Source organism: Arthrobacter sp. K41, from assembly GCF_059089645.1.
The window spans coordinates 251,296-278,013 of record NZ_JBNHEW010000004.1 but is presented as its reverse complement, the minus strand read 5'-3'; the positions used below and the strand labels follow the sequence as shown (position 1 = coordinate 278,013).

27 protein-coding genes are annotated in these 26,718 nt (G+C 64.7%); 15 read left to right on the top strand and 12 right to left on the bottom strand.

The window, feature by feature from the left end; genetic code table 11:
• Positions 1-138: 138 nt before the first annotated feature.
• Positions 139-555 (bottom strand): MmcQ/YjbR family DNA-binding protein, encoded by a 417-nt coding sequence (locus AC5RTE_RS11930; protein WP_494041606.1) that lies wholly within the window; start codon positions 553-555, stop codon positions 139-141.
• A 413-nt stretch (positions 556-968) separates the two neighbouring features.
• On the opposite strand from AC5RTE_RS11930, the gene AC5RTE_RS11925 reads away from it, so the two are divergent.
• Together AC5RTE_RS11925 and AC5RTE_RS11920 are read left to right on the top strand one after the other, a co-directional pair.
• Entirely contained in the window at positions 969-1,166 is a 198-nt protein-coding gene (locus AC5RTE_RS11925; RefSeq protein ID WP_494041605.1) for a DUF2795 domain-containing protein, read from the top strand.
• A 32-nt stretch (positions 1,167-1,198) separates the two neighbouring features.
• Positions 1,199-1,351 carry a hypothetical protein gene (locus tag AC5RTE_RS11920; RefSeq protein ID WP_494041604.1) on the top strand — a complete coding sequence of 51 codons (153 nt, stop codon included), beginning with the start codon at positions 1,199-1,201 and terminating at the stop codon, positions 1,349-1,351.
• Between the two features lie 45 nt (positions 1,352-1,396).
• Here the strand turns inward: AC5RTE_RS11920 and AC5RTE_RS11915 are convergent, their stop codons facing one another.
• Positions 1,397-2,077, bottom strand: a complete 681-nt coding sequence (locus tag AC5RTE_RS11915) for a DUF4386 domain-containing protein (RefSeq protein ID WP_494041603.1) — start codon at positions 2,075-2,077, stop codon at positions 1,397-1,399.
• A 150-nt stretch (positions 2,078-2,227) separates the two neighbouring features.
• Here AC5RTE_RS11915 and AC5RTE_RS11910 point away from each other — a divergent pair, with 150 nt between their 5' ends.
• Positions 2,228-2,956 (top strand): TetR/AcrR family transcriptional regulator C-terminal domain-containing protein, encoded by a 729-nt coding sequence (locus AC5RTE_RS11910; RefSeq protein WP_494041602.1) that lies wholly within the window; start codon positions 2,228-2,230, stop codon positions 2,954-2,956.
• A 62-nt stretch (positions 2,957-3,018) separates the two neighbouring features.
• Here AC5RTE_RS11910 and AC5RTE_RS11905 read toward each other — a convergent pair whose 3' ends face one another.
• Positions 3,019-4,341 carry a BTAD domain-containing putative transcriptional regulator gene (locus AC5RTE_RS11905; protein ID WP_494041601.1) on the bottom strand — a complete coding sequence of 441 codons (1,323 nt, stop codon included), beginning with the start codon at positions 4,339-4,341 and terminating at the stop codon, positions 3,019-3,021.
• Between the two features lie 426 nt (positions 4,342-4,767).
• Between AC5RTE_RS11905 and AC5RTE_RS11900 the strand changes: the two genes are divergently transcribed.
• From AC5RTE_RS11900 to AC5RTE_RS11880, 5 genes are all read left to right on the top strand, one after another.
• The gene (locus AC5RTE_RS11900; RefSeq protein ID WP_494041600.1) at positions 4,768-5,394 is read left to right on the top strand and encodes a hypothetical protein; all 627 of its coding nucleotides are present in this window, start codon (positions 4,768-4,770) and stop codon (positions 5,392-5,394) included.
• Positions 5,395-5,421: 27 nt separating this feature from the next.
• Positions 5,422-7,884 carry an Ig-like domain-containing protein gene (locus tag AC5RTE_RS11895; protein ID WP_494041599.1) on the top strand — a complete coding sequence of 821 codons (2,463 nt, stop codon included), beginning with the start codon at positions 5,422-5,424 and terminating at the stop codon, positions 7,882-7,884.
• A 155-nt stretch (positions 7,885-8,039) separates the two neighbouring features.
• Positions 8,040-10,187, top strand: coding sequence for a copper-translocating P-type ATPase (locus tag AC5RTE_RS11890; RefSeq protein WP_494041598.1), 2,148 nt, complete (start codon positions 8,040-8,042; stop codon positions 10,185-10,187).
• Between the two features lie 94 nt (positions 10,188-10,281).
• Positions 10,282-10,929: a DUF305 domain-containing protein gene (locus AC5RTE_RS11885; protein WP_494041597.1), complete on the top strand. Its 648-nt coding sequence runs from the start codon at positions 10,282-10,284 to the stop codon at positions 10,927-10,929.
• Positions 10,930-11,036: 107 nt separating this feature from the next.
• The gene (locus AC5RTE_RS11880; RefSeq protein ID WP_494041596.1) at positions 11,037-11,420 is read left to right on the top strand and encodes a DUF7793 family protein; all 384 of its coding nucleotides are present in this window, start codon (positions 11,037-11,039) and stop codon (positions 11,418-11,420) included.
• Positions 11,421-11,445: 25 nt separating this feature from the next.
• On the opposite strand, the gene AC5RTE_RS11875 is transcribed toward AC5RTE_RS11880, so the two are convergent.
• The 3 genes from AC5RTE_RS11875 to AC5RTE_RS11865 form a co-directional block, all read right to left on the bottom strand.
• The gene (locus tag AC5RTE_RS11875) at positions 11,446-12,204 is read right to left on the bottom strand and encodes a CPBP family intramembrane glutamic endopeptidase (protein WP_494041595.1); all 759 of its coding nucleotides are present in this window, start codon (positions 12,202-12,204) and stop codon (positions 11,446-11,448) included.
• A 195-nt stretch (positions 12,205-12,399) separates the two neighbouring features.
• Positions 12,400-13,311, bottom strand: a complete 912-nt coding sequence (locus AC5RTE_RS11870; protein WP_494041594.1) for a CPBP family intramembrane glutamic endopeptidase — start codon at positions 13,309-13,311, stop codon at positions 12,400-12,402.
• A 215-nt stretch (positions 13,312-13,526) separates the two neighbouring features.
• The gene (locus tag AC5RTE_RS11865) at positions 13,527-14,315 is read right to left on the bottom strand and encodes a YsnF/AvaK domain-containing protein (RefSeq protein ID WP_494041593.1); all 789 of its coding nucleotides are present in this window, start codon (positions 14,313-14,315) and stop codon (positions 13,527-13,529) included.
• A 301-nt stretch (positions 14,316-14,616) separates the two neighbouring features.
• On the opposite strand from AC5RTE_RS11865, the gene AC5RTE_RS11860 reads away from it, so the two are divergent.
• The 3 genes from AC5RTE_RS11860 (at position 14,617) to AC5RTE_RS11850 (ending at position 17,938) form a co-directional block, all read left to right on the top strand.
• Positions 14,617-15,879 (top strand): glycosyl hydrolase, encoded by a 1,263-nt coding sequence (locus tag AC5RTE_RS11860; protein ID WP_494041592.1) that lies wholly within the window; start codon positions 14,617-14,619, stop codon positions 15,877-15,879.
• Between the two features lie 493 nt (positions 15,880-16,372).
• On the top strand, positions 16,373-17,551 hold the full coding sequence (locus tag AC5RTE_RS11855) for a PP2C family protein-serine/threonine phosphatase (RefSeq protein WP_494041591.1): 1,179 nt from the start codon (positions 16,373-16,375) through the stop codon (positions 17,549-17,551).
• A gap of 84 nt (positions 17,552-17,635) precedes the next feature.
• Complete coding sequence (locus tag AC5RTE_RS11850) at positions 17,636-17,938, top strand: DUF7793 family protein (protein WP_494041590.1); 303 nt, start codon at positions 17,636-17,638, stop codon at positions 17,936-17,938.
• A gap of 296 nt (positions 17,939-18,234) precedes the next feature.
• On the opposite strand, the gene AC5RTE_RS11845 is transcribed toward AC5RTE_RS11850, so the two are convergent.
• Positions 18,235-19,035, bottom strand: coding sequence for a hypothetical protein (locus AC5RTE_RS11845; RefSeq protein ID WP_494041589.1), 801 nt, complete (start codon positions 19,033-19,035; stop codon positions 18,235-18,237).
• 204 nt (positions 19,036-19,239) lie between these two features.
• Between AC5RTE_RS11845 and AC5RTE_RS11840 the strand changes: the two genes are divergently transcribed.
• The 3 genes from AC5RTE_RS11840 (at position 19,240) to AC5RTE_RS11830 (ending at position 21,137) form a co-directional block, all read left to right on the top strand.
• Entirely contained in the window at positions 19,240-19,848 is a 609-nt protein-coding gene (locus AC5RTE_RS11840; protein ID WP_494041588.1) for a flavodoxin family protein, read from the top strand.
• A 170-nt stretch (positions 19,849-20,018) separates the two neighbouring features.
• On the top strand, positions 20,019-20,300 hold the full coding sequence (locus AC5RTE_RS11835) for a hypothetical protein (protein ID WP_494041587.1): 282 nt from the start codon (positions 20,019-20,021) through the stop codon (positions 20,298-20,300).
• Positions 20,301-20,390: 90 nt separating this feature from the next.
• On the top strand, positions 20,391-21,137 hold the full coding sequence (locus tag AC5RTE_RS11830) for an ABC transporter permease (protein WP_494041586.1): 747 nt from the start codon (positions 20,391-20,393) through the stop codon (positions 21,135-21,137).
• A gap of 26 nt (positions 21,138-21,163) precedes the next feature.
• On the opposite strand, the gene AC5RTE_RS11825 is transcribed toward AC5RTE_RS11830, so the two are convergent.
• The 5 genes from AC5RTE_RS11825 to AC5RTE_RS11805 all read right to left on the bottom strand — a co-directional run bounded on the left by AC5RTE_RS11825 (position 21,164) and on the right by AC5RTE_RS11805 (position 25,929).
• Positions 21,164-22,138, bottom strand: coding sequence for an alpha/beta fold hydrolase (locus AC5RTE_RS11825; RefSeq protein WP_494041585.1), 975 nt, complete (start codon positions 22,136-22,138; stop codon positions 21,164-21,166).
• Positions 22,139-22,170: 32 nt separating this feature from the next.
• The gene (locus tag AC5RTE_RS11820; RefSeq protein ID WP_494041584.1) at positions 22,171-23,478 is read right to left on the bottom strand and encodes an FAD-dependent oxidoreductase; all 1,308 of its coding nucleotides are present in this window, start codon (positions 23,476-23,478) and stop codon (positions 22,171-22,173) included.
• Positions 23,479-23,665: 187 nt separating this feature from the next.
• A complete protein-coding gene (trxB, locus tag AC5RTE_RS11815; RefSeq protein ID WP_494041583.1) occupies positions 23,666-24,673 on the bottom strand; it encodes a thioredoxin-disulfide reductase in 1,008 nt (335 codons plus the stop codon).
• A gap of 28 nt (positions 24,674-24,701) precedes the next feature.
• Positions 24,702-25,124, bottom strand: a complete 423-nt coding sequence (locus AC5RTE_RS11810) for an arsenate reductase ArsC (protein ID WP_494041582.1) — start codon at positions 25,122-25,124, stop codon at positions 24,702-24,704.
• 133 nt (positions 25,125-25,257) lie between these two features.
• The gene (locus tag AC5RTE_RS11805; RefSeq protein WP_494041581.1) at positions 25,258-25,929 is read right to left on the bottom strand and encodes an arsenate reductase/protein-tyrosine-phosphatase family protein; all 672 of its coding nucleotides are present in this window, start codon (positions 25,927-25,929) and stop codon (positions 25,258-25,260) included.
• Between the two features lie 46 nt (positions 25,930-25,975).
• Here AC5RTE_RS11805 and AC5RTE_RS11800 point away from each other — a divergent pair, with 46 nt between their 5' ends.
• Positions 25,976-26,716 (top strand): aquaporin, encoded by a 741-nt coding sequence (locus AC5RTE_RS11800; RefSeq protein ID WP_494041580.1) that lies wholly within the window; start codon positions 25,976-25,978, stop codon positions 26,714-26,716.
• Positions 26,717-26,718 lie beyond the last annotated feature (2 nt).

Here is a 26,718-nt window from a genome sequence, read left to right as displayed (position 1 = left end):
CAAGCACGCACCTCCCCCAGGACGCTCTCTCACTTAACGCACGCTTTTCCCGGACGCTCTCTCACTTGATGCCCGTTTTATTGGGACGGTCTCTCACTTAATGCCGCCTTTCCTCCAACGCTCGCTTACTTAACGCGCTCAGCGGCCGGCGAAGAACGCAGCCACCAGTCTTTTGGGCGCGCGGGCGGCCCAGGCTTCGACGATGATCTCGGCCAGTTCGTCGCGCGCGATCTCGCCCAGCCGCGACTCCTGCACCAGGACTGCGTTGTAGCCGTCGAAGTGCGGAATGGTGAAGAAAGGAACGGACGGGTCCTCGACCAGTGCTGCCTTGGCGGCGTCATCCGGGACGACGATGACGAGCAGGTCTTGGTATAGCTCGCCGGTTTCCGGGTCCACGGCGGTTTTATGTGGGGCCCGGTACAGCACGAAACCTCGTCCTTTCGGTCCGCGTGGAACTTTGTACGTTGGGCGGTCACCCCAGGAAGTCCCGAGTTCAACTTCCGGCAGGCCCCTGCAGATGGCATCAATGTCCTCGGGTACGGCCATGCGTTCCATGGCGACAAGGTAGCCCCGCGGGTGATGAGGGGCATTACCGGCAGGTGGGGCAGAGTAATTCCGGTTCCGCTCCCTCGGACGTTGCCGTGCTGGCCTATAGCCGCAACGGGGCTTTCGTGGATGTCCTGACCGGTCTCCCTGTCACTAAACCGGGACTTCCTCGTCCAAACATGGTTGAAAACCGACGCGGCAGTTTCCCGAGTGGCAGGCCCCGCGCGTCACCACATGTCCGGAGAAGAGGTTGCCTACACTTCCTGCCGCATGGGTTGGGGCACGATCTCTACCGGCGCAGGGCAGGAAAGCAGTCTTCTTTTCTAAGACGTACCGGCCTACGATGAACATCTGCCCGGCCTCTCTTTCCCGGGCAGTTAGCGCAGAGACAAGATCCGGACAGCAGAAAGGAAACTGGCACGATGGCCGAGACCCCCAACCCCATCCAGATTCAGAAGTTCCTCGGCGGCGTGGAATATCCCGCCAACCGCGACGCCTTGTTGTCCAAAGCAAAGGACTCTGGCGCTGACAGCAATGTCATCCAGGCCCTTGAAGCGATCCCGGACCAGGAGTACGACAGCCCAACTGCCGTCAGCTCAGCGGTTTCCGACAGTAACTAGCAGATGGTCTGACCCGAAGCAGGTATTCGGTCATGGGACTGCTCATCACACTGCTTGTTATTTGGTTCGTCCTGTCAATCCTGGGCCTCATTATCGAGGGCCTGCTGTGGCTGGCCTTCATCGGCCTGCTGCTGTTCGCCGCCACGGCCCTAGGGGGCTGGATAAAGCAACGAGCCCGTGCTTAGCCGGTGATGCCGGCAGCACTCACCGCCGGCCTCGACCCACGCGTCTTAGGCATCGGCTGTGGCGAGCTTCGCCACGGCGTCGGGGTTGAAGCCCTTCACGACCAGACGGATGCCCATTCCAAACTCCCAGACGGTCAGGCACAGCGCACCGAGTCCGGCCAGCGGCGACACAGGGCCCCAGAAGCCGAAGAGCGTGCCCACTGCTCCCGCAATCAGCAGCGGCGCCCCGATCAACCCGAACACCGGCAGCACCCGTGGCAGCAACCGGGACTTGTACATGAGCGAACCGAGCAGCAGTGCGTTGAACGCGGGCATCAGGCCCTGGCCGAGCAGCGTGGTCCAGACATGCTGGGCCAGCAGCGCCTGACCGGTGATGAGCCCGTCCTCTCCAACGCCGGCCTGGCGCAGGGTGACGATGGACATCAGCGCCACAACGCCGGCGAAAATGGCCCCGGCCTCCAGAATCCGCGCAGCCACGAACCCGAGCGCGAGCCCTTCATTCTGTCGCTTCACCACCGGATACAGCGCCACACCGGTCCCGATGCAGGCCAGGGCAACAACCACCTCCAGGAGCCCGCCGACAATAACAAGGGTGTCGGGACCGGGACCGGCGATGTATCCGGGATCGGTTTTCACCTCGCCATAGAGGAATAGGGTGGGGATAGACACGAACGTGAGGAGGTAAAGCACGCCGGCAGCCAGCGAGGTCTTCCGGTGAGAAACCATAGGACGGAGCTTTGTGCCCGGTTCCGAACTGGCCATGATGCGCCTCCCTTACTGTTGAGGTGTACGGCGTACACTTCTATTGATTGCGACTTTAGGTGTACCGCGTACACTTGTCAACGGCTTATCCTCAAACTCCGCGGAAGGAGCCCGATGACGCAGGCGAAAACAGCTGAGCGCGTGCGGTTAAACCGTGAGCGGGTTCTGCTCGCCGCCGTAGCACTCGCGGACGTCATTGGAGTCGAGGCGCTCAGCATGCGCAGACTCGCCCAGGAGCTTTCCGTCGTTCCCATGGCCCTGTACAAGCACGTCTCGGACAAGGAAGACCTTCTGGACGGGATGGTGGAGGTCATCATCGGTGAAATTGACCCGCCCGAAACCCACGCGGACTGGAAGACCGCGATCCGGAACCGGGTACTGTCCGCCCGCCGAACGCTCCAGCGGCACGCATGGGCGAGGCCGGCGATCGAGACCCGCACCAAACCCACTACGGCTGTCCTTGACTACCAGGAGTCCTTCGCCGGACTGTTCCTCGCCGGCGGTTTGTCCCCTGACCTCACCCACCATGCCATGCATGCCCTCGGCGGTCGGATGTGGGGATTCACCCAGGAACTGTTTGACTCCTCAGCGGCCGAGAAAACCGAGTCGGCGCCGCAGCCCGCCCCTGAAGTGCAGGCGGAGATGTTTGCACAAATGGCGCAGCGGTACCCCAACATCGTGACCGTCGCCACCGCCACTCCACACGACCCCGACTCCGTAGTGGGCCACGGGTGCGATGACCAGTTCGAGTTTGAGTTCGCCCTGGACCTGCTCCTGGAGGGCTTCGACAGGCTCCACCGTGAGGGCTGGACCTCAACGAAGGCTAAACTGCGCCGCGCGTAGGGGCGGCTTGGCAGCCAAGCACCAGCCGCCGTCGTCCGCAAACCATCCGCCCGCGGCAAGGATCAGGCCGCGGCGCCCCACGTAGCCACCAGCGCCGGACTCACGATCATGTTTCCAACGTGGGCGTGCCTCAGTGTGTCTAGCATGACTCCCAGTGCGCCGTCTTTCGGGAGGAAGCCGCAGATCCCGATGCGGGCGGCCTCACACAGCGCTTCCTGCGACGGATTGCCCGTCAGCATGACGATGCGGGTTTCCGGCGCCTCCGCGAGGATGCGCTGGGCAGCTGTGAGCCCGCTGCCGTCAGAAAGGTGAAGGTCCATGATGACGACGTCGGGCGCGAGGTCCCGGAACATGGTCACCGCTGTTGCCACGGACTTCGTCGCTCCCACGCTTTCCAGGTCCGGCTCGCGGTCCAGCGCCCCGGCCAGCAGGTCTGAGAACGTGGTGTGGTCATCAACAATCAGGATCCGCAGGCGATCCGTATTTCGTTCAAGCACCGCAGGGGCCTGGGGCCGGCTGCCGGCGACCACCGAAAGGGTGCCACGGATGCCTGACGGCGCTGATGTTGCCGCCGTGCTTTTGAGGAGCCGTGCCTGCGCTTCCCGGAGCGCCGGCCCCAGGGCGCAGCCCAGTTCCTCATCGATGATCCTGCGGCAACGGTCGTAGGCCCGCAGAGCTTCAGTAGTTTCGCCGTTCTGTTCGAGCCCCTGGATCAGCGCTGTCCAGGCCCGTTCGTTGAGGGGATCTTCCTTGACGGCGGCACTGCTCCAGGCGATGGCCTTTCCTGCTTCGCCCACGGAGAGGGCGGTTTCTGCGGCCATGACCCGGGCAAGGCCAACTTGCGCTGCGTGGGCAGCCCGCTCCTCCTCTGCCCAGGCCGGCAGCAGCTCATCCCCGAGCAGCGGCTCGGACGCGAGGTCAAGTGCCCCTGTCAGCATGGAGAGCGCCACGCGCGGCTCCGCCTGGCCGGCCATTTTGGTCAGCGTCTCGAACCGGTCCAGATCCAGTTCCACCAGGGACCGGTCGATGGCATAGCCGCCGGTGACTGTTTTCAAGGGACCTGTCCGACCACTTCCGGGCTGCAGGTGGCGCCGGAGCACGCTGACGTAGCTTTCCAGTGTGGGCAGCGCGGCGGCGGGGTGGTTGCCGCCCCACAGCAGGTCCATCAGCCGGGTCTTGGAGACCGCAGAGCCGAAGTTCATCAGGAGAATTTCCAGCACCTGGCGGGGTTTGGGTCCGCCCAGGTGGTTGGCGCTGAGCTCCACGTCGCCGCGGCGAATGGTCAGCGGGCCGAAAACGGAAATCTGAAGAGCCGGCGTCTGCGGCAGGACTTCAAGCACAAGGCCTTCATGGCCGGTGTCATTTGCCAGTTCCAAAGTAATCACGAGAGGTTCCCCCAAAAGCAGTTCGGTGGTGCAATGGTTCCCATTGAAGCGACGGGACATTTGGTGAACCACAGTGGTGGGTACTCGCTTCTTACTTGGGCTATTTCCGCCCGGTACTTGGTTCGCTGGGCCTGTACCCGGGCTGTAAATCGGCCAACCTCTGCTGTAAACAACGGAAAGTTGCCGCAAGGGCGCAGCTACTCCTGAAACCGCGGTGAAAACAGAAGGGGTCGGCGAAGTTGGGAAAGCCCTAGGTAGCACCTCTCTTCCGTCCTGCAACAAGCTCGTGACAACTACTGTCAAGTAGCATTAAATTCCCGTACATTGAAGTTGACAGCGCTTGGGGGGCTTGCGGACACCTGGGAGGGTCCGCCTGGTTAACCAGGCATAAACCCAATTCATCGGTTCCAGGACAAGGTCTCAGTCATGAAAAATCCCTCTGCTCGCGCCCGTAAAATCGCCGTGTTCGGCGCTGCCCCCCTGGCCGTCCTCATTGCCGGCGGCATGGTCTGGCAAGGATCCCAGGCCGCCTTCACGGCATCTACCAGGAACTCCGGCAGCTCATGGAGCACCGGCAATGTGACGCTCACCGACGACGATCTCGGCGCCGCCGCCTTCACCGTGGAAAACATCGTCCCCGGACAGACGGGCCAAAAGTGCATTGTAGTCACGTCCAACTCCAACGTCCCGGGCGAGGTCAGGGCCTACACCCAGAACCTCATTACCTCCAAGGGCCTGGAAAACCGGATCTACTTTGACCTCGAGCAGGGCACGGGCGGTTCGTTCAATGACTGCACCGGATTCACTCCCGTTGCCAACACCGTCCCCGAACTGCCCCTCTCCACACTGGCCTCGGTCAACCGCGATTTCGCCACCGGCGGTGCACCGTGGCAGACCGCCGGAACCCCCGGCGAAACGCAGAGCTACCGCGGAACCTGGCGTTTTGACACCACCGGCATGAGCCAGGAGGACGTCAACGCACTGCAGGGTGCCCGCGTGGGCATCGACCTGGTCTGGGAGCTGCAGTCGGACGAGTCCCCCACGCAGCCGTAGCCGGAAGGCAGCGGCAAACCTGACCTCGTGAACCGGGAGGAACCCGGGTCCGCCCGGGTACCCTCCTGGTGGGGGCCCCTGTTTTCAGCTGACGGCTGGACGCTTTTGGTGGCGTCCACGCTCTCGCGGCTGTATCTGGGCGTGCTGTTGAGCCTTGCCCTGATTGCGGCGCTGCCCGTCCTGCTGGGCTGGCATGGCACTGTGGTTCAGAGCGGGTCCATGGAGCCGCACATCAGCGCCGGCGACGCAGTCATCGCGGCCCCGTTCGGCGCCGAGCAGAAGGTGCCGGTGGGCGGCGTGGTGGAGTTCACCAGCCCTGCCTCCGCCGAGCCCGGTGGAGTAGAGAAAATTCGTCTCCACCGGATCGTGGCAGAGAACAGGGACGGCACCTTCGTGACGGCCGGAGACGCCAATGCCGAGGCGGACAGCACGCCGTTGGACCGCGGCCAGATCACCGGCCAGGCCCGGCTCCTGATCCCCTCGGTGGGGCTTCCCGGTCTCTGGCTGAAGAGCGGCAACCTCCCGGCCCTGGCATGGTGGAGTGTTTTGACACTGCTCGCCATCGCTCTTGCCGTGTTCGGCACCAGGGCATGGGACGAGGAGGACCACGAGGACAGGGGCAGGGACGACGGCGGCACTCCCCCGCCCGCCCCGGCTCCCCCAGCTGCCCGGTCGCGGCGCCGGAAGGCAAGCGCCGCCGTCGGGATAATGGCCGCCCTCGCTGTGCTGGTGACGGCGACGTCCACCGCCTTCTCCTCCGCTGCGTTCACCGCTACCACCGCGAGCACCGCCAACACGTTCGGTACGGCAGCCGACTGGACGCCGCCGTCGGTCAGCATGGCCAGCCCGGGAGCCACGGTACGGGGCACGGTCACACTCACTGCCGAAGCGAGCGACGCTGAGACCGGCATCCGCAACGTGGCCATCCAGCTGCTGCCTCCCAACGGGGCCTGGACCACGCTGTGCACGGCGGCGGCAACACCCTATTCGTGCCCGTGGAACACGCAAGACTCGCCCGATGGCGCTTATGGCCTGCGGGCCGTGGCCACGGACAATGCCGGGCTCACCAGCACCTCGCCCACCGTCCAGACCACGGTGGCGAATACATTCTCGGTGGTCCTGAACAATCCCGGCGAAGTGGTGACCGGCACCGTGAACCTCTCCACCACCCTTCACAGCCCGGGCAACACGGCCTACACCGTCCGCGTCGAGTATTCCGTTGCGGGGGCCAACAGGTGGAACACCCTGTGCCTGAACCTGCTCGCCCCGTACAACTGCAGCTGGGCCACTGGCACGTTTGCCAACGAGTTCTACGACCTCCGGGCCGTCGCCGTCTCGGGATCCACGTCCACCTATTCGGAGACCATTCCGGATGTCCTGGCGGACAACGCGGCGCCCACAGCGACGATGACCGATCCGGGCACACCGCTGCGGGGCGTCAGGACGTTTGCCGCCTCCGCCGCAGATGCACACTCCGGCGTTGAACAGGTGCAGATCCAGTACGCCCGCACGGGCACCAATACCTGGTCATCGCTTTGCACAGTCACCGAGCCGCCCTATTCCTGCCGGTTCGACACCACCGTCCTGGCAAACGCCTCCTACAGTTTCCGTGCCATTGCCACGGACGCAGCAGGCGTCAGTACGACGTCGGCCGCGGTCACCAACAGGGTGGTGGACAATACCGTGGCCTCCGTGTCGGTGGAGGATCCGGGGGCTTACCTGACCGGTACCGCAACCCTCACCGCCGCAGCCAACTCGACAGCCGGCGTCGGCAGCATCAGGATCCAAACGGCACCGGCAGGGACGTCCACCTGGACCACGCGCTGCACCCTGGCTGCGGCTCCGTACTCATGCACTTGGGACACCCGGCAGGTGCCCGACGGGTTGTACGATTTCCGCGCCATCCTCATTGACGGCGCCAACAGGGAAACCATTTCCGCCACCGTTGCGGGACGGCGTGTGGACAACAGTCCCCTGCGCGGCGCTGACGTCCAGGCGGTTAACGGCACCGGAGCGGCGGCCAGGCCGGACGCTGGCGACACCGTGAGCTTCACCTACAGCCAGCAGGTAAGCCTTCCGTCGGTCACCCCGGGGTGGACCGGCGCTCCCCTCCCCGTAACCGTCCGCCTGCGCGACGGCAACGTCCAGGGCCTCGGCACGGGCAACAGCGGAGACACGCTGGACATCCAGCGGCCGGGCAGCACGGTGAACCTGGGAAGTGTGAACACCCGGGGCAACTTCGTGAAGAACCGCAAAACCGTCACGTTCAACGCCACGATGACGGCCACCACGGTTACCACAGCGGGTGTGCCGAGGACAGTGGTGACCGTGACCCTTGGCAGCGTGGCGAGCGGGACTGCCAGCATCCGGACCTCCGCTACCCCTGCAGCCATGGTGTGGACACCGACGTCGTCCGTAACCGGCACCAGCGGTACAGCGAGCTCCATCGCACCGGCGACCGAGACGGGCATTGTGGACGGCGACTTTTAGTTCCTGGCTGACACAATCTCTTGACGCTTATACCCCTGGGGGGTATATTTCGAAGTGTTGTCAGTGAAGTGGTATGTCCCGGCCGTGCGTTCAACCGGCCTTCACAGCCGTTCAACCCCAGCGCCCATCACCTCTTAGTGGAAATGGAAACTGACATGGAACACCAGACCCAGCACCACCAAAATGTGCATGCAGGCGGGACTGCCACCACACCGCAAAGGTCCCCCGCCGCCGCGCTCTCCGGCCACGTGACCGTCTCCCCCGCAGGCCACGGACACAGCCGCCTCCACGACGATGACCACGCCGTGCACACAGCCGGCCAGCACGCAGGCCACAGCACAGCGATGTTCAAGAACAGGTTCTGGCTGAGCCTGGCCCTGTCCCTGCCGGTGGTCTACTTCAGCCCCATGGTGGGGCACATCCTGGGCTACACGGCCCCGGCCTTCCCGGGCTCGGCCTGGATCCCGCCCATCCTGGGCAGCGTGATCTTCCTGTACGGCGGCCAGCCGTTCCTCAAGGGCGGATGGCGGGAACTGAAAACCCGCAGGCCCGGGATGATGCTGCTGATATCCATGGCCATCACGGTGGCGTTCGCCGCGTCCTGGATCACCACCCTGGGCATCGGGGGCTTCGACCTGGACTTCTGGTGGGAACTCGCGCTGCTGGTGGCCATCATGCTGCTGGGCCACTGGATTGAGATGCGGGCCCTCGGCTCGGCACAGGGCGCACTGGATGCCCTCGCCGCGCTCCTCCCCGACGAGGCCGAACGCATCACCGCCACCGGCACCGAAACCGTCCCAATTTCCCAGCTGCGCGCAGGTGACACCGTCCTGGTCCGCTCCGGCGGCAGGATGCCCGCGGACGGGACAGTGGTCACAGGGCAGGCGGAAGTCGACGAGTCCATGATCACCGGAGAATCAAAAACCGTTTCCCGCGGCCCCGGGGACCCCGTGGTGGCCGGGACCGTCGCCACTGACAACAGCGTCCGCGTCCAGATCACCGCTGTGGGTGACGACACTGCCCTGGCCGGGATCCAGCGCCTCGTGGCCGAAGCGCAGGCGTCCTCTTCCAAAGCCCAGGCCCTGGCGGACCGGGCAGCGGCCTTCCTGTTCTACTTCGCTGCCGGCGCCGGTGTCATCACCTTCACCGCATGGACCCTGCTCGGCAGCGTCCCGGAGGCGGTCACCCGGACCGTCACAGTGCTGGTGATCGCCTGCCCGCACGCACTGGGCCTGGCCATCCCGCTGGTCATCGCCATCTCCACCGAGCAGGCCGCCCGCGCCGGGGTGCTGATCAAGAACCGGATGGCCCTGGAACGCATGCGCACCATTGATGTTGTCCTTTTTGACAAGACCGGCACGCTCACCACGGGCGAACCGCAGCTCAAGGACATCGCCACTGTGCCCGGCGGAGACCCCGACGTGCTGCTCGCACTTGCTGCCGCGGTGGAGTCCGACAGCGAGCATCCCGTAGCCCGGGCCATCCTCCGCGCTGCACAGGAGCGGAATCTTGCGGTGCCCGCTGCCACCTCGTTCTCCGCGCTGACGGGACGCGGCGTCCGGGCCAGCGTGAACGAACGCACCCTGCACGTAGGCGGACCCGCGCTCCTGCGCGAGCTCGCCGTCGTCGAACCTCCCGCCCTGGCCGAGGTGACCCGCGGGTGGATGGAGCGCGGCGCGGCTGTCCTGCACGTACTCGACGGCGGACGCACCCTGGGTGCGGTCAGCCTGGAGGACGCAGTGCGGCCCAAGTCGCGGCAGGCGGTGGCGGCCTTGCAGAACCGCGGCGTCAAGGTGGCCATGATCACCGGTGACGCCCGCCAGGTGGCCAAGGCCATCGCCGAGGACCTGGGCATCGACGAGGTGTTCGCCGAGGTCCTGCCCGCGGACAAGGACAAGAAAGTTGCTGAACTGCAGGCCCGCGGCATGAAAGTGGCCATGGTGGGCGACGGCGTCAACGACTCGCCCGCGCTGGCCCGCGCCGAGGTTGGCATCGCCATCGGTGCCGGCACGGATGTGGCCATGGAATCCGCCGGCGTTGTCCTGGCCGGGAACGATCCACGGGCCGTCCTGTCCATGGTGGACCTGTCCCGCGCCAGCTACCGGAAGATGTGGCAAAACCTCGTTTGGGCCACCGGGTACAACGTCCTGTCAGTTCCCCTGGCAGCGGGCGTCCTGGCATTCGCCGGGGTGGTTCTGTCACCAGCTGCCGGGGCCGTGCTGATGTCTGCGTCCACGATTGTGGTGGCACTGAACGCCCAACTGCTGCGGCGGGTCAAGCTCAATCCCGCCCAGGTGCATTGACCCGGCAGCGTGAACCGGCAGGCCATCGCGCCGGTACCCTGATAACCATCTGCCCCTGCGGGAGGCAGAAAGAACCGGAAGGACCTTGATCACCATGAAGAAGACGCTGACGATTTCAACTGTTGCCATCGCCGGGGCAATCGCCCTTGCCGGTTGCTCCGCCGGTTCCGGAGCGGGCGGTTCGGACACCACCAGCATGCCGGGCATGCACCACGGCAGCTCCGGAACACCATCCGGTTCGGCCCCGGCATCAAGCGAGGCCCCCGCAGCGGCGGCCGGGATCAATGATGCGGACACCATGTTCGCGCAGATGATGATCCCGCACCACGCCCAGGCGGTGGAGATGAGCGATCTTATCCTTGCCAAGGAAGGCATTCCGGCGCCGGTGACGGACCTGGCCACCAGGATCAAGGCCGCCCAGGGCCCCGAGATCGAGAAGATGACCGGTTGGCTTCAAAGCTGGGGCCAGCCCACCCAGATGCCCACGCATAAGGCATCCGGGCACAGCATGTCGGGGATGATGGGCGAGGATGACATGGCAAAGCTCGAGGCCGCCCAGGGCACCGAGGCGGCCAGGCTGTTCCTGACCCAGATGATCGCCCACCATGAAGGTGCCGTCACGATGGCCAGGACCGAAACCACCGACGGCAAGAACAGCGACGCGGTCCAGCTCAGCAAGGACATCGCCAGCTCGCAGGAAGCCGAAATTCAGGAGATGAAGGACCTGCTGGCTGCCCTGTAGCCGGCAAGTACGGAAGTCGGCCAGAGGCCTGCAGGTTGTTGGAAGTACGCTTTGACCGTGATGGGCGGTAGCAAGCTTCGCACGAGCGCCGACTGGAGGGGTGCGTCATGGAGACGAAAATGATCGACGGCGGGAAGGGGACTTTGGCGCTCGGCCCGGAGGGGGTCCTCCACTTGGTTTGGTCCCCCAAAGCCATCCTGGGAGAAGCGGATATTAACGCTGCCATGGCGGAGGTTAATGACGTCTGCCATGGCAAGAGCCGCCCCCTGCTGGTGGAGATGACCAGCGTCGAAACAGTCAGCCACGCAGCCCGTGCCGCTTTCTCAACTCCCAGTGCGGCTTCGCGCATTGCGCTGCTCGGCTCCAATCCGGTGGACCGCGTGATTGCCGGCTTTCGCGGTCCTGGCAGCCATCCGTGTCCCACCCGGTTCTTCACGAACAGGACCGAGGCTTTGCACTGGCTTCTCGAGGAACCCATCTCCACGCCTTGAGCACGGCGGGTGGTTGCAGGAATTCTCAGGCTTGGCCCCGGGAGCCAGTTTCAGCCTGAATCATGCCTCCTGGAAAAGAGAGGCCCAATCGCCCCCGGGTCAGGACCGTCACGACCGCCATCAAAACACCGAACGCCAACGCCGAGATCAGGTAGTACATGGTGGCTGTCGGCCCGTCCCCGGATCCGTCGAACAGTCGAATTACCAGTCCCCCTGTAGCATTCTGGGCTCCGTGGAGAAGCATCACGATGAGGACGCTGCCGCTGGTGGAGTTGTAAGCCCAGGCCAGGACGAAGCCGTTGACCACTGTGGCCAGCAGATGGGCGAGGGTCTCGGCATGGTTTTGCACAAACAAGGCGTTTGGAAGGTGCCAGAGTGCCCAGATCACTGACACGACCAGCGCGGCAAGCAAGGGATGGAAACGCCGATTGGCAGCTGGCTGGGCGTAGCCGCGCCATCCAGGTTCCTCAGCCAGACCGGTGAAAACGGCAATGCTCAAAATACCCAATGGCAACTGCGTGTAGAGCAGCGGCCAGTTCTGCCCCAGGGCTGCAACTGTTGCCCCCGGGTGGAACGCCCAGGTGGCGGCTACCCCGAGAAGCGGGACAGCGAGAAAAACGAACGCGTACCACAAGGGATGGACCCGCCACCGGACGAGGCTCCCCGCCAGCCAGGCCAGGCCACGCCTACCCTGGCTGAGGGCCAGGACCACCACGGCAGCAAGCAACGGGGCCGCGGAGGCCACCTGGTTCATGACGGCAACCAGCCCGCCTTCGGGGTCCAAGGTGCCGGCCTCAGTTCCGAAGAATCCTCCGACCAACAAAGGCCAGGCAATCCCATACGCCATCACCGTATAGGCCAGCAACCCATGACGGGCTGTCCAGTGGCGGAGCCGGCCGGTCCCGGCGCCTGTCCGCTCCGGAGTATCAGGCCAGGGGGTTGAACGAAATTGAGGAACCATCGGCTTTTCTCTTTTCGATCAACGGGCGTAACGCGGTCCGTCGCTGTCGCCGGTGGTGTTGGCGCTTGAGCCCTTTGTGGGGCGCCGGACTGTGCGGGCGTCCTGGCCTCCTTCAGCCGGTGCAGCCCGCAGGCGCCAAGCCCGGGAGGCGGCGGCCACCACTCCCAGCAGGACGATCACAGCGGCAATCTGCTGCCACTCGCCGTCGAACACGTCCAGCTTCGTGGAGGCAGAGGCGTTGAAGGAGGCGTGCAGCAGCCCCACTATGAGCAGGCTGTAGCCCGTTCCCAGGTAGGCGATCCCCATGAGCAGGCGGAAGAACGGTGCGAAAAGGAAAAGGACCGCCCAGGAGACCGCGACGTCGGACCATGGAGTGCCGGTGAAGCCCCGCTCGGCGAAGGCGAACGGCAGATGGATGAGTGCGAACGGGATGGCCGTCAGCAAGGCAGCAACTACGGGTCCATGCCGCTCCATAAGCCGGTGCTGCACCACCCCGGTCCAGGCGAGCTCCTCCCAGATGTTGCCCAGGAGGGCACCAATAATCACAGTGTTCAGCAGGTAATTGCCCGTCAACGGCCACCAGCCGTCGGCCGGCGGGTGGATCGTCCCGGTGACCGCAGCGATGAGCGCCGTCAGTGCAGGAAGTGCCAGCAGCGCTGCCATGTACCACCCCGCCCCCACCCTCCAGCAGAATGCCCTGCGGAAGAGCTCGCGGACGGCGGGCCGGCCGTCCGCCGCCGCCGTTACCAGGACTGCCGTTCCCAGCAGGATCAGGAGTTCGGCAAGGATTCCCGGCAGGATGTTTCCCAGCAGCAGGAGGGAAAGGATCTGGACGGTCCATGACAGCGCGATGGCAATGACCACGAAGGCCGCCACCGGGTGCCGTTTGGTGAGCGACAGGACAGAGCCAGGGGAACCAGGCGATTTCATCAGCTTGACCGCCGTTTGAAGTTTCCGGTGAGGAAAGGCACCGCAGCGCTTGCCGCCGCGTGCCTCAGAAGCGCTGAGCCGCTGACGTGGGAACAGCTACTATTCTGTGCCCCCGCAGGACCGGGAACAAGTGTCCGGCACACAGAAAAAGCACGGCCCGTCCTCGGGGGAGGACGGGCCGTGCGTGGGGAATCGGATGAGGATTCCGGAGTGGTTTAGCGGCGGGTGATGCCGTCGTCGTCGAGTTCGATGTTTTCCTTGCGGACTTCCTCGGTGACGGTGTGCTCGCTGGTGACCGTTTCCTTGTCCAGGCGCACGCGCTCGACCGGGACGGTTTCCTTCTCCACTACCGGGCGTTCCTCGTGCAGGATGACTTCGTGCTCTTCCTCGCTGATGGCCGGGCCGTCCAGGGCGTCGCCGCGGTTGGCGTCGGTGATCGGTTCGCGTTCGATCCGGACCTCTTCACGCTGGACCGGGACCGTGGTGGTGACGTTCTCGGTGACCACGTACTTGCGCAGCCGTGCCCGGCCGGCTTCTTCCTTGCGCGTGCCGACGTGGAGCTGTTCCTCCGAGCGGGTCATCGCCTCATCGGTGGTGGGACCGGAGGTGTCGTGGCCAACGGTTCCGCGGCCCACGGTGTCCTCTGCGGTGCCGGCGGCGTATCCGTTGCCCGTGAACCCCTGACCGGTGCCCAGGCCATAGTAGGTGTAGAGCTGGTCTTCCTCGGCCGGTTCCAGGTGCCCGTCCGGGGCGACCCGGGGGGCGTCCTTGACCTTGTCCTTGGTGTGGGCGAGGACGATATCGTTGCCGTCCTGCGTAGCGGCCTCCAGCGGGGCGAAGGACTCGTGCGTGCCAAAAAGCCCGGTCTTGACCGTGACCCAGGTGGGCTCGGCAGTCTGGTCATCCACGTAAATCTGGCCGATGGAGCCGATCTTGCTTCCATCGGAACCTACGACGTGTCCGCCGGCAGTGGTCAGTGCAGAAAGGTTCTCAGTGCTGATCATGTGTATCTCCTTCTTGGTACTAACTTGATGCTGCGTGAAGACAAAACTGGAAGCATTAGTAAGCATGCTTTCTACCTAAATAGTAAGCACACTTCCTATCCGTCATGCAAGCCGCGCGCCTGGAATTGGTCCGTCTGACGTGCCTTCAAGGGGCCAGCCGGGCTTGCAGAATCCTCTGCAAATCCTGCGCTGATACGGCGGGGCTGAGGGCGCAGAATGCCTAAAACTTGAAGGGAAGGGGGTGGATCGTGCCCTCATGCTCCCTGACTCCGTTCGGGGACGGAACTGTTTTTGGAGTGGAATGAAAACGCTACGTTTTGTGGCATGCGTCCTGGCGCTTGTGGCCTGGACAGTGACGGGTACGGCCCCGGCCGTGCAGGCCGCAGGTGCCTCAATCAGTCTCAGCCCTACGTCTGGGCCAGCGGGAACTTCGGTGACGGTCACCGGGACCGGCTTTCCGAAAAAGGCCGCAGGAACAGTCACCGGCGGCACGGCCGCCGTTGCTTTTACGGCCAGCGCGTCGGGCTACTTTAAGGTTGACCTGGTGATCCCGGTGACGAACGATCCCGCCGTCGTAATCCAGGCAGCCTCGGGCAGGACCACAGCCGCGGCCAGCTTCACCGTCACGTACAGCTCACCGTCCACCACAACGGAAGACAGCCAGGAAGCTCCCGCTCCGGCACCTGCACCGGCAGCCGAAGCCCCTACCAGGGCGCTCCTGCGCTTCGGGGCCGGTGTCCCCGGCGGCCCGCTGGCGGGCGCGGAGCTGGACGAAGTCGCTGCCCTGGCCGGCGAAGCGCCGTCCATCATCCTCTCCTACAAAGACTTCAACCAGGCCCCGCCGCTTACCGAACTCGAAGCAGTCAGGGCCCGGGGAGCAATAACGCTGCTAACCTGGGAACCCTGGGCCTGGGGCGGCGGCACGGACCAGCCCGCCTACTCCCTGGACCGGATCGCAGCCGGTGATTTTGATACCCACCTTCTGAGCTGGGGACAGTCCCTAACTGCCTGGGGGCACCCGGTCATGTTGCGGTTCGGGCACGAGATGAACGGCGACTGGTACCCCTGGGCCGAAGGCATCAACGGCAACACCACCGGCGATTACGTGGCGGCCTGGCGTCACGTCCACGACGTCGTCGAATCCACCGGTGCCTCGAACATCACCTGGGTATGGAACCCCAATGTCCCCTACTGGGGATCCACGCCGCTGGCCGGGCTGTACCCCGGCGCCGCCTACGTGGACGCCGTCGCCCTTGACGGCTACAACTGGGGCACATCGGCAACATGGAGCGCCTGGCAGACGCCCTCACAGCTCTTCGGCCAGGGCATCTCCGAGCTCCGTTCCCTGGCGCCGGGCAAGGAAATCCTGATCGCTGAAACATCTTCCGCGGAGCAGGGCGGCTCCAAAGCCGACTGGAACACCTCGTTGATCAGCTACCTGGCGGCCCAGGGTGACGTCACCGCCATCACCTGGTTCCATTTCAACAAGGAAGCGGACTGGCGCATCAACAGCAGCAGCTCGTCAGCGCAGGCACTGAAAAACGCGCTGGCGGCACGGCAGTAACAGCGTCAGCACCCATACCAAACAACCAATTGCCCGGCAGTGGACTGCAGATTCCCCTGCCGGGTAATCAGTGTCCAAACGCAGCACCCATCCTTTCTTGCGAGCACTACGAACGTCTTACGGCAAAGCGCACCCGCAAATTAGGAAGTTAGATGCATCTGACACCCGATCACCCTTTCTACCCCCTGTCGTCCCGATTCGAAGTTGTGGACGGGTATTGGATTCCGCGAAACATGGTGGAAAGCAGCTCTTCCACTTCAGTCCACTGCACCAATAACGTCATCATCAGAAGGCGGCCCCGGGTTGGAGAGACGGTACCGGCCGCACCCAAACCGGCTCCTATTGGGGACTGACTCCGGTTCCTGGGTGGCGGCAGCCATGCGGCCACGCTGTCAGCGAAAGCTTTACCGCCAGTTAGGCGTCGTCCGGCTCATGCAATTTAGGATGACATAGTTGGGTATGTCGGTATCCGGCAAAAGGAGGCAGATAGCCAATGGGTGAGCAGACTTCAGAAGCAGCAGCGGAAGAGGAGAAGAACCGGCTGGCGTCGTTGGCGGCGACAGAACTTCTCGACAGTCCTGCTGAAGAGGGCTTCGACCGGATCACCCGGCTGGCCCAGCAACTTTTTGGAGTCAGCACAGCAACTGTCGCCCTTGTTGCGGATGACCGCCAGTATCTCAAATCCCTGGCCGGAAGCCTGGAACGGGTAATCCCCCGGGCGGATGCATTTTGTACCCACACCATCAAGACCCCCAATACCCTGGTTATCGAAGATGCACGCCAGGACGATCGGTTCCGGAGCAACCCGCTGGTTCTGGGCCAGCCCAACATCCGTTTCTACGCCGGGCAGCCGCTGCAGGGACCCGGCGGCTGGAACATCGGAACGCTCTGCCTCATCGACCAGGAGCCACGGACTTTCACCCCTGAGCAGGAGCAGATACTTCGCGATCTCGCCGCCATCGTCCAGCGCGAAATCAACGTCCGCGCCGATATGAAGAACGCAGCAAAGATTCAGCGTGCCCACGCGCCTGCCGCTCCTCCCGCGCTGCCCGGTTACGAACTCCACGCACTAACCCGGCCCGCCGGCGACCTGGCCGGGGACTTTTACGACTGGCAGATTGAGGACAAGTTGCTGCGGTTCACTGTGGCGGACGTGATGGGAAAGGGAACAGGCCCGGCCATTTTGGCTGCCACCGTCCAATCCCGGTTGCGTTCCACCGGCCCTGTCGAGCCAGGCGAGGCCCTGACCGCGGTTTCAAACCAGCTGCACGACGAACTGGCTCTCGATGACGTGTTCGTTACCGCGTTTCATGCCGACCTCGACGTCGAAACAGGAATTGTCCGCTATTCCGACGCCGGGCACGGCATCGCCCACCACTCCACAGGCGAGGGAAAGATCACGCAGCTCCCGGCCGGCGGCCCACCCCTTGGCATTATGCCCGGTTGCCGCTGGGAAACGGAGTCGCTTCGCCTCGAGCCGGGTGACGCCCTGATCATCCCCAGCGATGGCATCCTGGAACTCGCCAACGACGACGTCGAACAACTGCAGACGGAACTACTGGCACTCACCGCCCCCGGTACCGACACGAAAGGGGCCATAAGGGCGATGATCAACTCTCCACTGCACCCCACGGATGACCTCACCCTCCTTGTCATCAAGCGCCTTAGGTAGTATTGGAACGCAGGAGGCGCTGTGAAAGAACATGGGTGTGAAGGAACCACTGGCACTGTGGAGCTGTGCGGGCGGGTCCTCTGTTTGACATTCGCACCCGGTGCCGTAGTCACGGAAAGCGACGCGAAAGCATTAATGGAACGGGCTGCTGTTCTTAGTGCAGGACGCACCCTTCCGCTGCTGGTGGAGATGACCGGAATGACCTGGATTGGCCAGCGGGCCCAGGACGCCTTCGCCGCACCGTGGCCGCTCGCTCGTGCAGCAATTGTTGGCGCATCCCCGGTAGACGAAGCCATCGCCAGCTTCTACATGGCCCGGCACAAACCCGCACACCTCACCCGCTACTTCACCTCAAGGGATGAGGCGATGAGGTGGCTCACCGCCTAAGGCTGCGACGGCGTGCTGCATGGATCTGAGGGTGGCCCCGGTCGCCGCACAGCGCAGAGCCTCCGGGGGTTTTCACACGCCCGGAGGCTCTGGTTACAAATCCGAGCCGGGCTGCCCGGCCTGGCAACGGTTAGAAGCGGTTCCGCGGCGGCCGGGTCTGGCCTGCGCGAAGCTGCTTTGCCTTGCGGGCGTTCAGGACCCGGCTGATGATGGCGGGCAGAAAAGCGATGAGCAGTTTTTTCATGGCACTGGTCCTTTGGTTGGTGGATCCGTTGTCTTGCGGTGACTTTAAACGTTTAGGGCTGGCGCTCTGCGCCACGGATTTCGCTGTACGGATCATCCAGGTCCCTGAGCGGAACTCCGCCTGCTTCGGTGCCGGAGTAGGCCGGACGCGCTGGTTCGCCGTAGATGGTTTCGCCGTACGTCGCCGGGGCCGTTGTATGGTTCTGGTAAACCGACTCTTCGCCCCAGGCAGCAGTTCCGGTTGCTGCAGCGGGTGCCTGTGCAGGCTGCGGCGGGATGGCAGGTTCCGGCGCCGGGGCAGGCTGCAGGCCCCGTAACAGACGGCCCGCAAGGACGCCTGCGCCGGCGGCCAGAAGCAGGAACATACCGGGCTTGCGGCGGGCGAAGGACTGGACGTCCTCCAGCAGCGCCCCGGGCTCCTTGTTTTCCACCCAGGATGCAACGGAGGTTGCGCGCTCGGCAGCCTGCCGGACCAGGTCGCCGGCGATGCCCGGTTGATCAGGAGCATCAGCCATGGCCTGGAGCTGGCTGGAGATGGTCCGGATCCCGTCCGCGGCCTTCTGCTGCTGCGCTCCGGCCTGGTTCCCCAATCCCGACTTCGCCTCGTGCAGGAGCCCCTTTGCGCTGGACTTTGCCTCGGACGCGACGTTTCCAGCCTCAAGCTTGGCGGTCTGCGCCACATTGTGGGCCGCACCGGCCGCCTGCCCGGCGATCTTCGACGTCTCTCCCTTGGCTGCATCCTTCTTGGTGACGTAGGTTTCGGGCTCTGCCGATGGATCCGTTGGTGCTGCGTTTCCGTACTGGTCGAGATCGCTTCGGGCAGAAGCCTCAGGCCACTGGTTTTCCGTCATCATCACTCGCTTCCATTGGTTGGCAGCTGGACTTTCAAAGCCAGCCTGGTGAATTAGTAAGTAAGGTTACTAACTAAATACTAAGCACACTTGTTATCTTTCGCGCAAGGCGTCCTGGCCGGAAGGGCATTTCGGGCCATCCGTTCTCCCGTTCGCCACGAACCCTAGACTGGCACCAAGGAAGACTCGATGACAGAAGGATGAACCATGGCCGACCTCAGCGCATTTGCCCTTATCTGCTCCCTTACACCTTCGCCCGCCCCGTCCAGCAGCGAACTCCTGGCCCGCCACGTGCTGGATGAACTTGCAGGCCATGGGGTGGGAGGAGCCTCACTGCGGGTTGTCGATCACAACGTGATGCCCGGCGTCCAAACCGACATGGGCGACGGCGACGAGTGGCCCGGGATTCGCGCGAGGATCCTCGCGGCCGACATGCTGGTCCTCGCCACCCCCATCTGGATGGGGCACCCGAGCAGCATCGCCCAGCGGGTCATTGAACGCCTCGATGCCGAGCTGGCCGAAACGGATGAGGCCGGGCGGCCAATCATGTACGGAAAAGTTGCGATTGTGGCCGTGGTGGGCAACGAAGACGGCGCCCACAAGACCGTGGCGGACACGCAGCAGGCACTGAACGACGTCGGCTTCACCGTCCCTGCCCAAGGCGCCACCTACTGGGTGGGAGAGGCCATGCAGACGGTGGACTACAAGGACCTCGACAGCGTCCCCGAAAAAACTGCTGCGGCAACGGCGGGAGCCGCCCGCAACGCCGTGCACCTGGCCCGCGTACTCACCCAGGCCCCCTATCCGGCAGGGTGAGGCACCCTGCCGTGCCTGCGCCGCCGTCGGCAGGTCATTCCGCTGTGAACGATGCTTGAAACTTTTTCGGTATCCGACCCATCCTTCGCGCACGTGGCTCCGAAGCACTTCGGCTGGACATCTACCACTCACACGCTCGTCACGCTCCACGACCCGAAGGAACGCCATTCATGAGCATCCCGAACTACACCCGCTTCCTTTCCGAATGCTTTGTGCAGGACTCAGAAAAGCAGCCCGCCCTTCGGGAGGATGATATTTACGGGCTCTACATCAGCTGGTGCCTGCTCAACGCCGAGCGGCCGGGCCCTACCAACTCCTTATGGACCGCCATGCACCAGCACGGACATTCGAAGCTGGAGCGCAACACCGGTCGGCACGAATGGCCCGGACTGGCCATGAAGGGCCCGGCAGCCGTGGATTACATCCTCTCAAGCCAGCCGAGCCTGGTCTAATTCCCCTTGCCAACCGCCGCGGTATCAGCCACAAAGTCCTGACTGCATCTCCCCGCTGAAGACGCCCTGCTTCACGGCTAGGCTGAACTGATGGACTCCCTCGCTGCCTTGGCACCCACCTTCGCGGCCGTGTCCATCCTGATGCTGATAACCGTCGCGGTGCTCCGGGGCGCGCGGACGCCCTCGTTCCTTGCACCGGCCGTTGCCATTCTGCGGGGAGCCGCCCAGTTGGCGCTCATCAGTGTGGTTCTGGGTGGCATCATCAGCGATCCGCTCTGGGTGGCGGCGGCGCTGCTGGTGATGTTTTCCGTGGCTGCTGTGACGGCAACGCGGCGGTTGGCCTGGTCATGGCGGCGCTTTGCCATGGTGTCAGCAACCATGGCCATCGGCATTTTGGTAACTCTCGCCGTCGTCTTTGCTACAGGCGCCGTGGCCCTCGAGCCGCGCTACGTCCTTGCGGTAGGCGGGATAGTGATCGGCAACTGCATGACCATCGCGGTGCTTGCCGGACACCGCTTCCAAGAGGCGGTCCACGAGCAGTGGGACCAGGTGGAAGGCTGGCTCGCCCTCGGCGCCACGGCACGGCGCGCCACTCTCACTCAGGCCCGCTACTCTGTTCATGCCGCCCTGATCCCCTCGACGGACCAGACCAAAACCACCGGCCTGGTGACCCTGCCGGGCGCGTTCGTTGGGGCAATCTTCGGCGGCGCCTCCCCCCTGGAGGCCGGGCGGTTCCAGGTGGTGGTCCTGGCGTCCATCATGGCGGCCGGCGCCATCACCGCCGTCGCGCTTGTCCGTTCGCTGGCTGCCGTGCGCGTGCGTCCCGACCCGCTGTAGCCGCTGCAGCTCCAAGCCTGACTGGGTCAGCCCGCGTTGCTGCTCACAAAGGCCCGGATCTCCTCTGCAATACGCTTCGACTGGGTCCAGTGCAGGTAGTGAGGGCCTTCCAAAGTGACGATCTTGTGGCGTGTAACGTTGTTCAGCAAGTTTTCGGCGGCGGTCGTTTTCCTGGGTGTTGAGCCGGACCCGTCATCGGCAAGGAGGGCCAGCACCGGCAGGTCAGCGGGATAAGTCATTCCCCTCAGGGCCGCCGCGTTGTTCGCTATCCGGGCCGTTTCATCCGTTACTGCCGGGTTGCCGTAGTTCCAGCTGGTCATCATCCGCATGCGCTGCAGCTCGTCATCGGTGTAGGCATCACTGGCGGGGTCCACGAAGTCCGGGGCGACGGCGGACACTGCACGCACTATGCCGGTAACGGCCAGGGCCTTCTGCCAGTTGAGGCCCGACTCCGGCCCTGGCACTGGCCCGTCTCCCGGTTTGGGTACTGTTGCATCGATTCCGACGACGGCGGCCACCTCGGCGGGATACCGGTTGGCGTAGTCGAGCATGTAGAAACCGGCGATGGAGTGACCGGCCAGGATGTAGGGCTGCCGAACCTCAAGCTTTGCCAGTACGCCGTGAAGTTCGGTGCTGATGTTCTCGTTGGTCCGCGGAGGGGCCTCCAGATCGCTGTAGCCGTAACCGAACCCCTCGACGACGATCGCGTCGAAGCCGTGCAGCTCGCGGACCAGAGGCGCGAAGTCGAGGCCGGGCGCCGGGGTTCCCAGGCCGCTGAGCAGAACGATCGGTGGGCCGGTCCCCTGCCCGTTCCGGTACACGTTCAGCGCGCCGCTGCTCACGGCGACGCGCTGGCCGTAGGCAGTGATGCTCGACTTCTCTGTTGACTCCATGATCAGGTTGACCACCGTGGACACAAGTATCAGTCCCAGCACAATGAGCACCGCGATGCCGGCCCGACGCAGCCCGCACTGTGGCTTCTTCCGTGGCCCCTGCCCCATGTCCTCCGATGTTCCCTTCAATAAGAGGTCAGTTAAGAGCCGGAGCGGCCGTGGGCCAGGCCGGTGGGGATGCCGACCAGCACCGGTTCTGCGCCGGTGGAGCAGACGCCCGTCCTGGGGAGCTCCAGCTGCACGGTCTCCGCGGCCTCCCTGTCACCGGCCAGGGCAGCAGCGACGGAACGGACCTGTTCGTAGCCGGTGGCCAGCAGGAAGGTCGGCGCCCGGCCATATGACTTCATACCCACAATGTAAAAGTCCTTGTCCGGGTGTGCCAGCAACCTGGCACCGTGGGGCCGGACGGTACCGCAGGAGTGGAACTCGGGATCAATCAGCGGGCCCAACTCCTTCGGCGCCTCAACGGCAGGGTCCAGGTTGAGCCGGATTTCGCGCAGGATGTCCAGGTCCGGGCGGAAGCCGGTGCAGGGAATGACGACGTCGGCCTCGAGGGTGCGGCCATCGACCGCTTCGACGGTCACGTGCGAGCCGAGGGACTTCAGTGAACTGATGCAGAAGCCGGAGTGAAGTTCGATTTTTCCGGCCTCCACGAGCCGCCGGACACGGCCGCCGAGCTGGCCCCGTGCCGGCAGTCCGTCCGCGTCCCCGCCGCCGTAGGCCTTCTCGGCGGAAGGACCGCGGACGGCCCAAAGAATTCGGGTGCCCGCTTCCTCTTTGGCGAGGTTAGTGAGGCTGATCAGGGTGTTGGCGGCGGAGTGGCCGGAGCCCACCACCAGCACACGGCGGCCGGCAAAGGCCGCCCGGTCCCGGCCGACGACGTCGGGCAGGGGCGCGGAGATCCGGTCCGCCGCGGTGTCCTCGCCAATGGCAGGCAGCCCGGAAGCACCAAGCGGGTTTCGCCGGGACCACGTGCCGGAGGCGTCGATCACTGCCGCTACAACGTGGTCGCGGGTTTCGCCGTCCGTGTGCTGCACCCTCACCAAAAACGGCGTGGTCCCCCGGTTCCTGGTGTGGGTTTTATCCATGCCCTGCCTGCTGACGGCCACAACGTGGGCGCCGGTGTGCAGCCGGGCGGCGATCTGCGGCAGCGCGGCCAGCGGTGCGAGGTAGTTGTCGATAAGTTCACCGCCGTACGGAAGTGCGGTGGGGCGGGGTGATTGCCAGCCGGCAGCCTCGAGCAAACGCACGGCAGCGGCGTCGAGGTTGAACCGCCAAGGTGAGAACAGCCGGATGTGACGCCACTGCTCGATAGCGGCACCCGCCGTCGTGCCCGACTCGAAGACCACCGGCACCAGGCCGCGCTCCAGCAAGTGGGCCGCGGCGGCCAGCCCGACGGGCCCGGCGCCGATCACGGCAACGGGCAGGCCGCTCGCGGTCGCATCCATGCTGTCCTCTTCTTTCATTACTTAGGCGGTGGGCGCCCAGCCAGGCAGCGTGAAGTGTCCCTATGAGGCCTGAAGCCCTGCTGCCTGGCCGGGCGGAAGGGGTCAGCAACAGTCCTGATCGTCGCAGCAACCGGAGTCACCGCAGCATCCTGTCGTCATTCCGCTCACCTCCTCCCCTGGTCAGGATTTAGGCGTGGGTTGGTTCCTCGACGAGTGCGGTGGCAATGCTGTCCGCGTCCTCTAAAGCAGCGAGGTAGCGTTCGGCGTCGAGGGCGGCAGCGCATCCGGTACCGGCAGCCGTGATCGCCTGGCGGTAACGGCTGTCCACGGCGTCACCGCAGGCGAAAACGCCGGAGAGGTTGGTGACGGTGGTGGGTGAGTCCACCTTGATGTAGCCGTCCTCGTCCAGCTCCACCTGTCCAGTGAGCAGCTCCGTCCGCGGCACATGCCCGATGGCCACGAAGATCCCGGTGGCGTCCTGGTGGCGGGACTCCCCCGTGCGCGTATCAGTCAGCGTCACACCGGAGACCTTCCCGTCCCCGTGGATCGCCGTGACGGCAGAGTTCCACGCGAAGGTGATCTTCGGGTTGTCCTTGGCCCGCTGCGCCATAATCCGGGAGGCGCGCAGCTCGCCCTTGCGGACGACGACGGTCACGGACTTGCCGAACCGGGTCAGGAACATGGCCTCTTCCATCGCCGAATCCCCGCCGCCGACCACGATGATGTCCTGCTCGCGGAAGAAGAACCCGTCGCAGGTGGCGCACCAGGAAACACCATGGCCGCTGAACTTCTTCTCCTCCGGAAGCCCGAGCTCCTTATAGGCCGAACCGGTAGCCAGGATGACCGCCGGAGCCTCATAAGCCTCGCCGCCGCCGGTGACCACGCGCTTGAGGTGACCCTTCAGCGCAACATCAGTGACGTCGTCGAACACCACCTTCGCGCCGAACTTCTCCGCCTGCTCCTGCAGCCCGTCCATCAGCTCCGGCCCCTGGATACCGCCCGGGAAACCGGGGAAGTTCTCCACCTCCGTGGTGTTCATCAATGCACCGCCCGCAGTGACGGACCCGGCCAGCACCAGCGGCTCAAGGCCGGCGCGCGCGGCATAGATTGCGGCCGTGTACCCGGCGGGCCCGGAACCGATAATGATCAGCTGCTCGGCCTTGGCCGGTCCGCTTGTGACGTTGTTGCTGCTCATGGATGTCTCTCCTGGTGTCCGGAACGGGCTATTTGGCGGCGGGGATAAGGGACTCGATCAGGCCCTCGATGCGGGTTTTGATCTGGTCACGGATGGGCCGGACGGAGTCGACGCCCTTGCCTGCCGGGTCTTCCAGAACCCAGTCCTCGTAGCGCTTGCTCGGGAAGTACGGGCACTCGTCGCCGCAGCCCATAGTGATGACGACGTCCGACTCCTTCACGGCCTCGGTGGTCAGGACCTTCGGCACCTCGGCGGACATGTCGATGCCCAGTTCTGCCATCGCTTCGACGGCGGCGGGGTTGATCTGCTCCGCCGGCTGGGACCCGGCGGAGCGGACTTCAATCTCGCCCTTGCCGAGGCTGGTGAGGAAGGCGGCGGCCATCTGGGAGCGCCCGGCGTTGTGGACGCAGACAAACAGGACGGAGGGCTTCTTGGCGGTTTCGGTACTCATAGTTTGCTCCTGGGGGTTAGGGGACGCTGGGTTTATCGCCGCGACCGCACCTCCCGCATCATATATTGAAGTTGATCGATGCAGGAAGTATGGGACAGTGCATTGATGGTTGTCAATATGGTGCGGCAAACGTTCAGGCCGCGAGCATCCGCGGCGCGAGGTCGCTGATGCGGTGGGAAAGATCGTTGAAGGCGTATTCAAAGGCTTCCACCGTGTTGGTCCGAAGGGGATCCGGAACCGACCAGTGGACGCCGCCGAGGCCGGAAAGCTCCTCATGGGCGTTATCGCATACCGTGATGACAAAGTCGCCGCCGGTCACCGGTCCCAGCTTCCTGGGCCGGACCTCCGGAAGATCCACGCCGTGGCGGCGGGCGACGTCGATGGCTCCTTGCGCGATACGGTCCGCCGGGTGCGTGCCGGCAGAGGTTGAAGGGATGTCGCTGGCCTGCTGCCAGAGGGCGGCCGCCAGTTGGGAACGGGCGCTGTTGCGCGTGCAGACAAATAAAACGCGGGCGGCGCCGTGTTCAGCGCCGGGCGCCAGCCCTTCGAGTGCCCCGGCAGCCAGGCGGATGTAGCTGCGGCGCTTATCGGCCTCGGAGCGGTGCCGGGTTGCCAGCCCCGCTCCTTCCAGGGCGCGCAGGTGATGGGACAGCAGGTTGGACGGCATCCCGAGTTCGGCCTGCAGTTCCGTGGGGGAAAAGTCCCCGAGGGTGAGCAGATCAACGATCCGCAACCGCGCAGGGTCAGCGAGGGCAGCATGCTTGGCCACCCGCAAGTGGAAAGTGTCAGCAAGCTCAGTTTTCATTGCCTCAATTTTGACTGAGATAATTTCGTGGGTCAAGCTTGAAGCCATGACTACCAACCAGCCACCGCTGTGGCGCCGCGCCGTCGCTGAGCTTCTGGGCACCAGCCTGCTCGTCATGATCATTGTCGGTTCCGGGATTATGGCCCAGCAGCTCTCACCCAACGACGTCGGCCTGCAGCTGTTGCAGAACAGCACCGCGACGGTGCTGGGCCTGACCGTCCTGATCCTTCTGTTCGGGCCCGTCAGCGGAGCGCACTTCAACCCGGTGGTCTCCCTCGTGGACTGGCTCCTGGGGCGGCGCAGCGGGACGGGCCTCACCCTGCCGGAGGTGGGCACCTATGTTGCGGCCCAAACACTCGGCGCGGTCAGCGGCAGCGTGATCGCGAACGCCATGTTCGAGGTAGGGACTTCCCTTTCCGGGAAGGACCGCGCCACCGGCGGCCATCTGCTCAGCGAAGTTGTGGCCACCGCCGGCCTTATCCTGCTGATCTTCGCCCTTGCCGCCACCCAGCGGGGCGCCCTTGCCGCACCGGCGGTAGGCGCCTATATCGGGGCCGCGTACTGGTTCACGTCCTCGACGTCGTTCGCCAACCCGGCAGTAACCATCGGCCGCATCTTCAGCGACACGTTCGCCGGCATCGCACCGGCATCGGTACCTGCTTTCATCATCGCCCAGCTCATCGGCGCGGCAGCGGGTGTGGGCCTACTGCTCCTCCTGTTCCCCCTCGCGGCACAAGCTGCGGACCGCGTGGTCCTGCCGCACGGGGCCGACGAAGCCAGCTCCTGAAT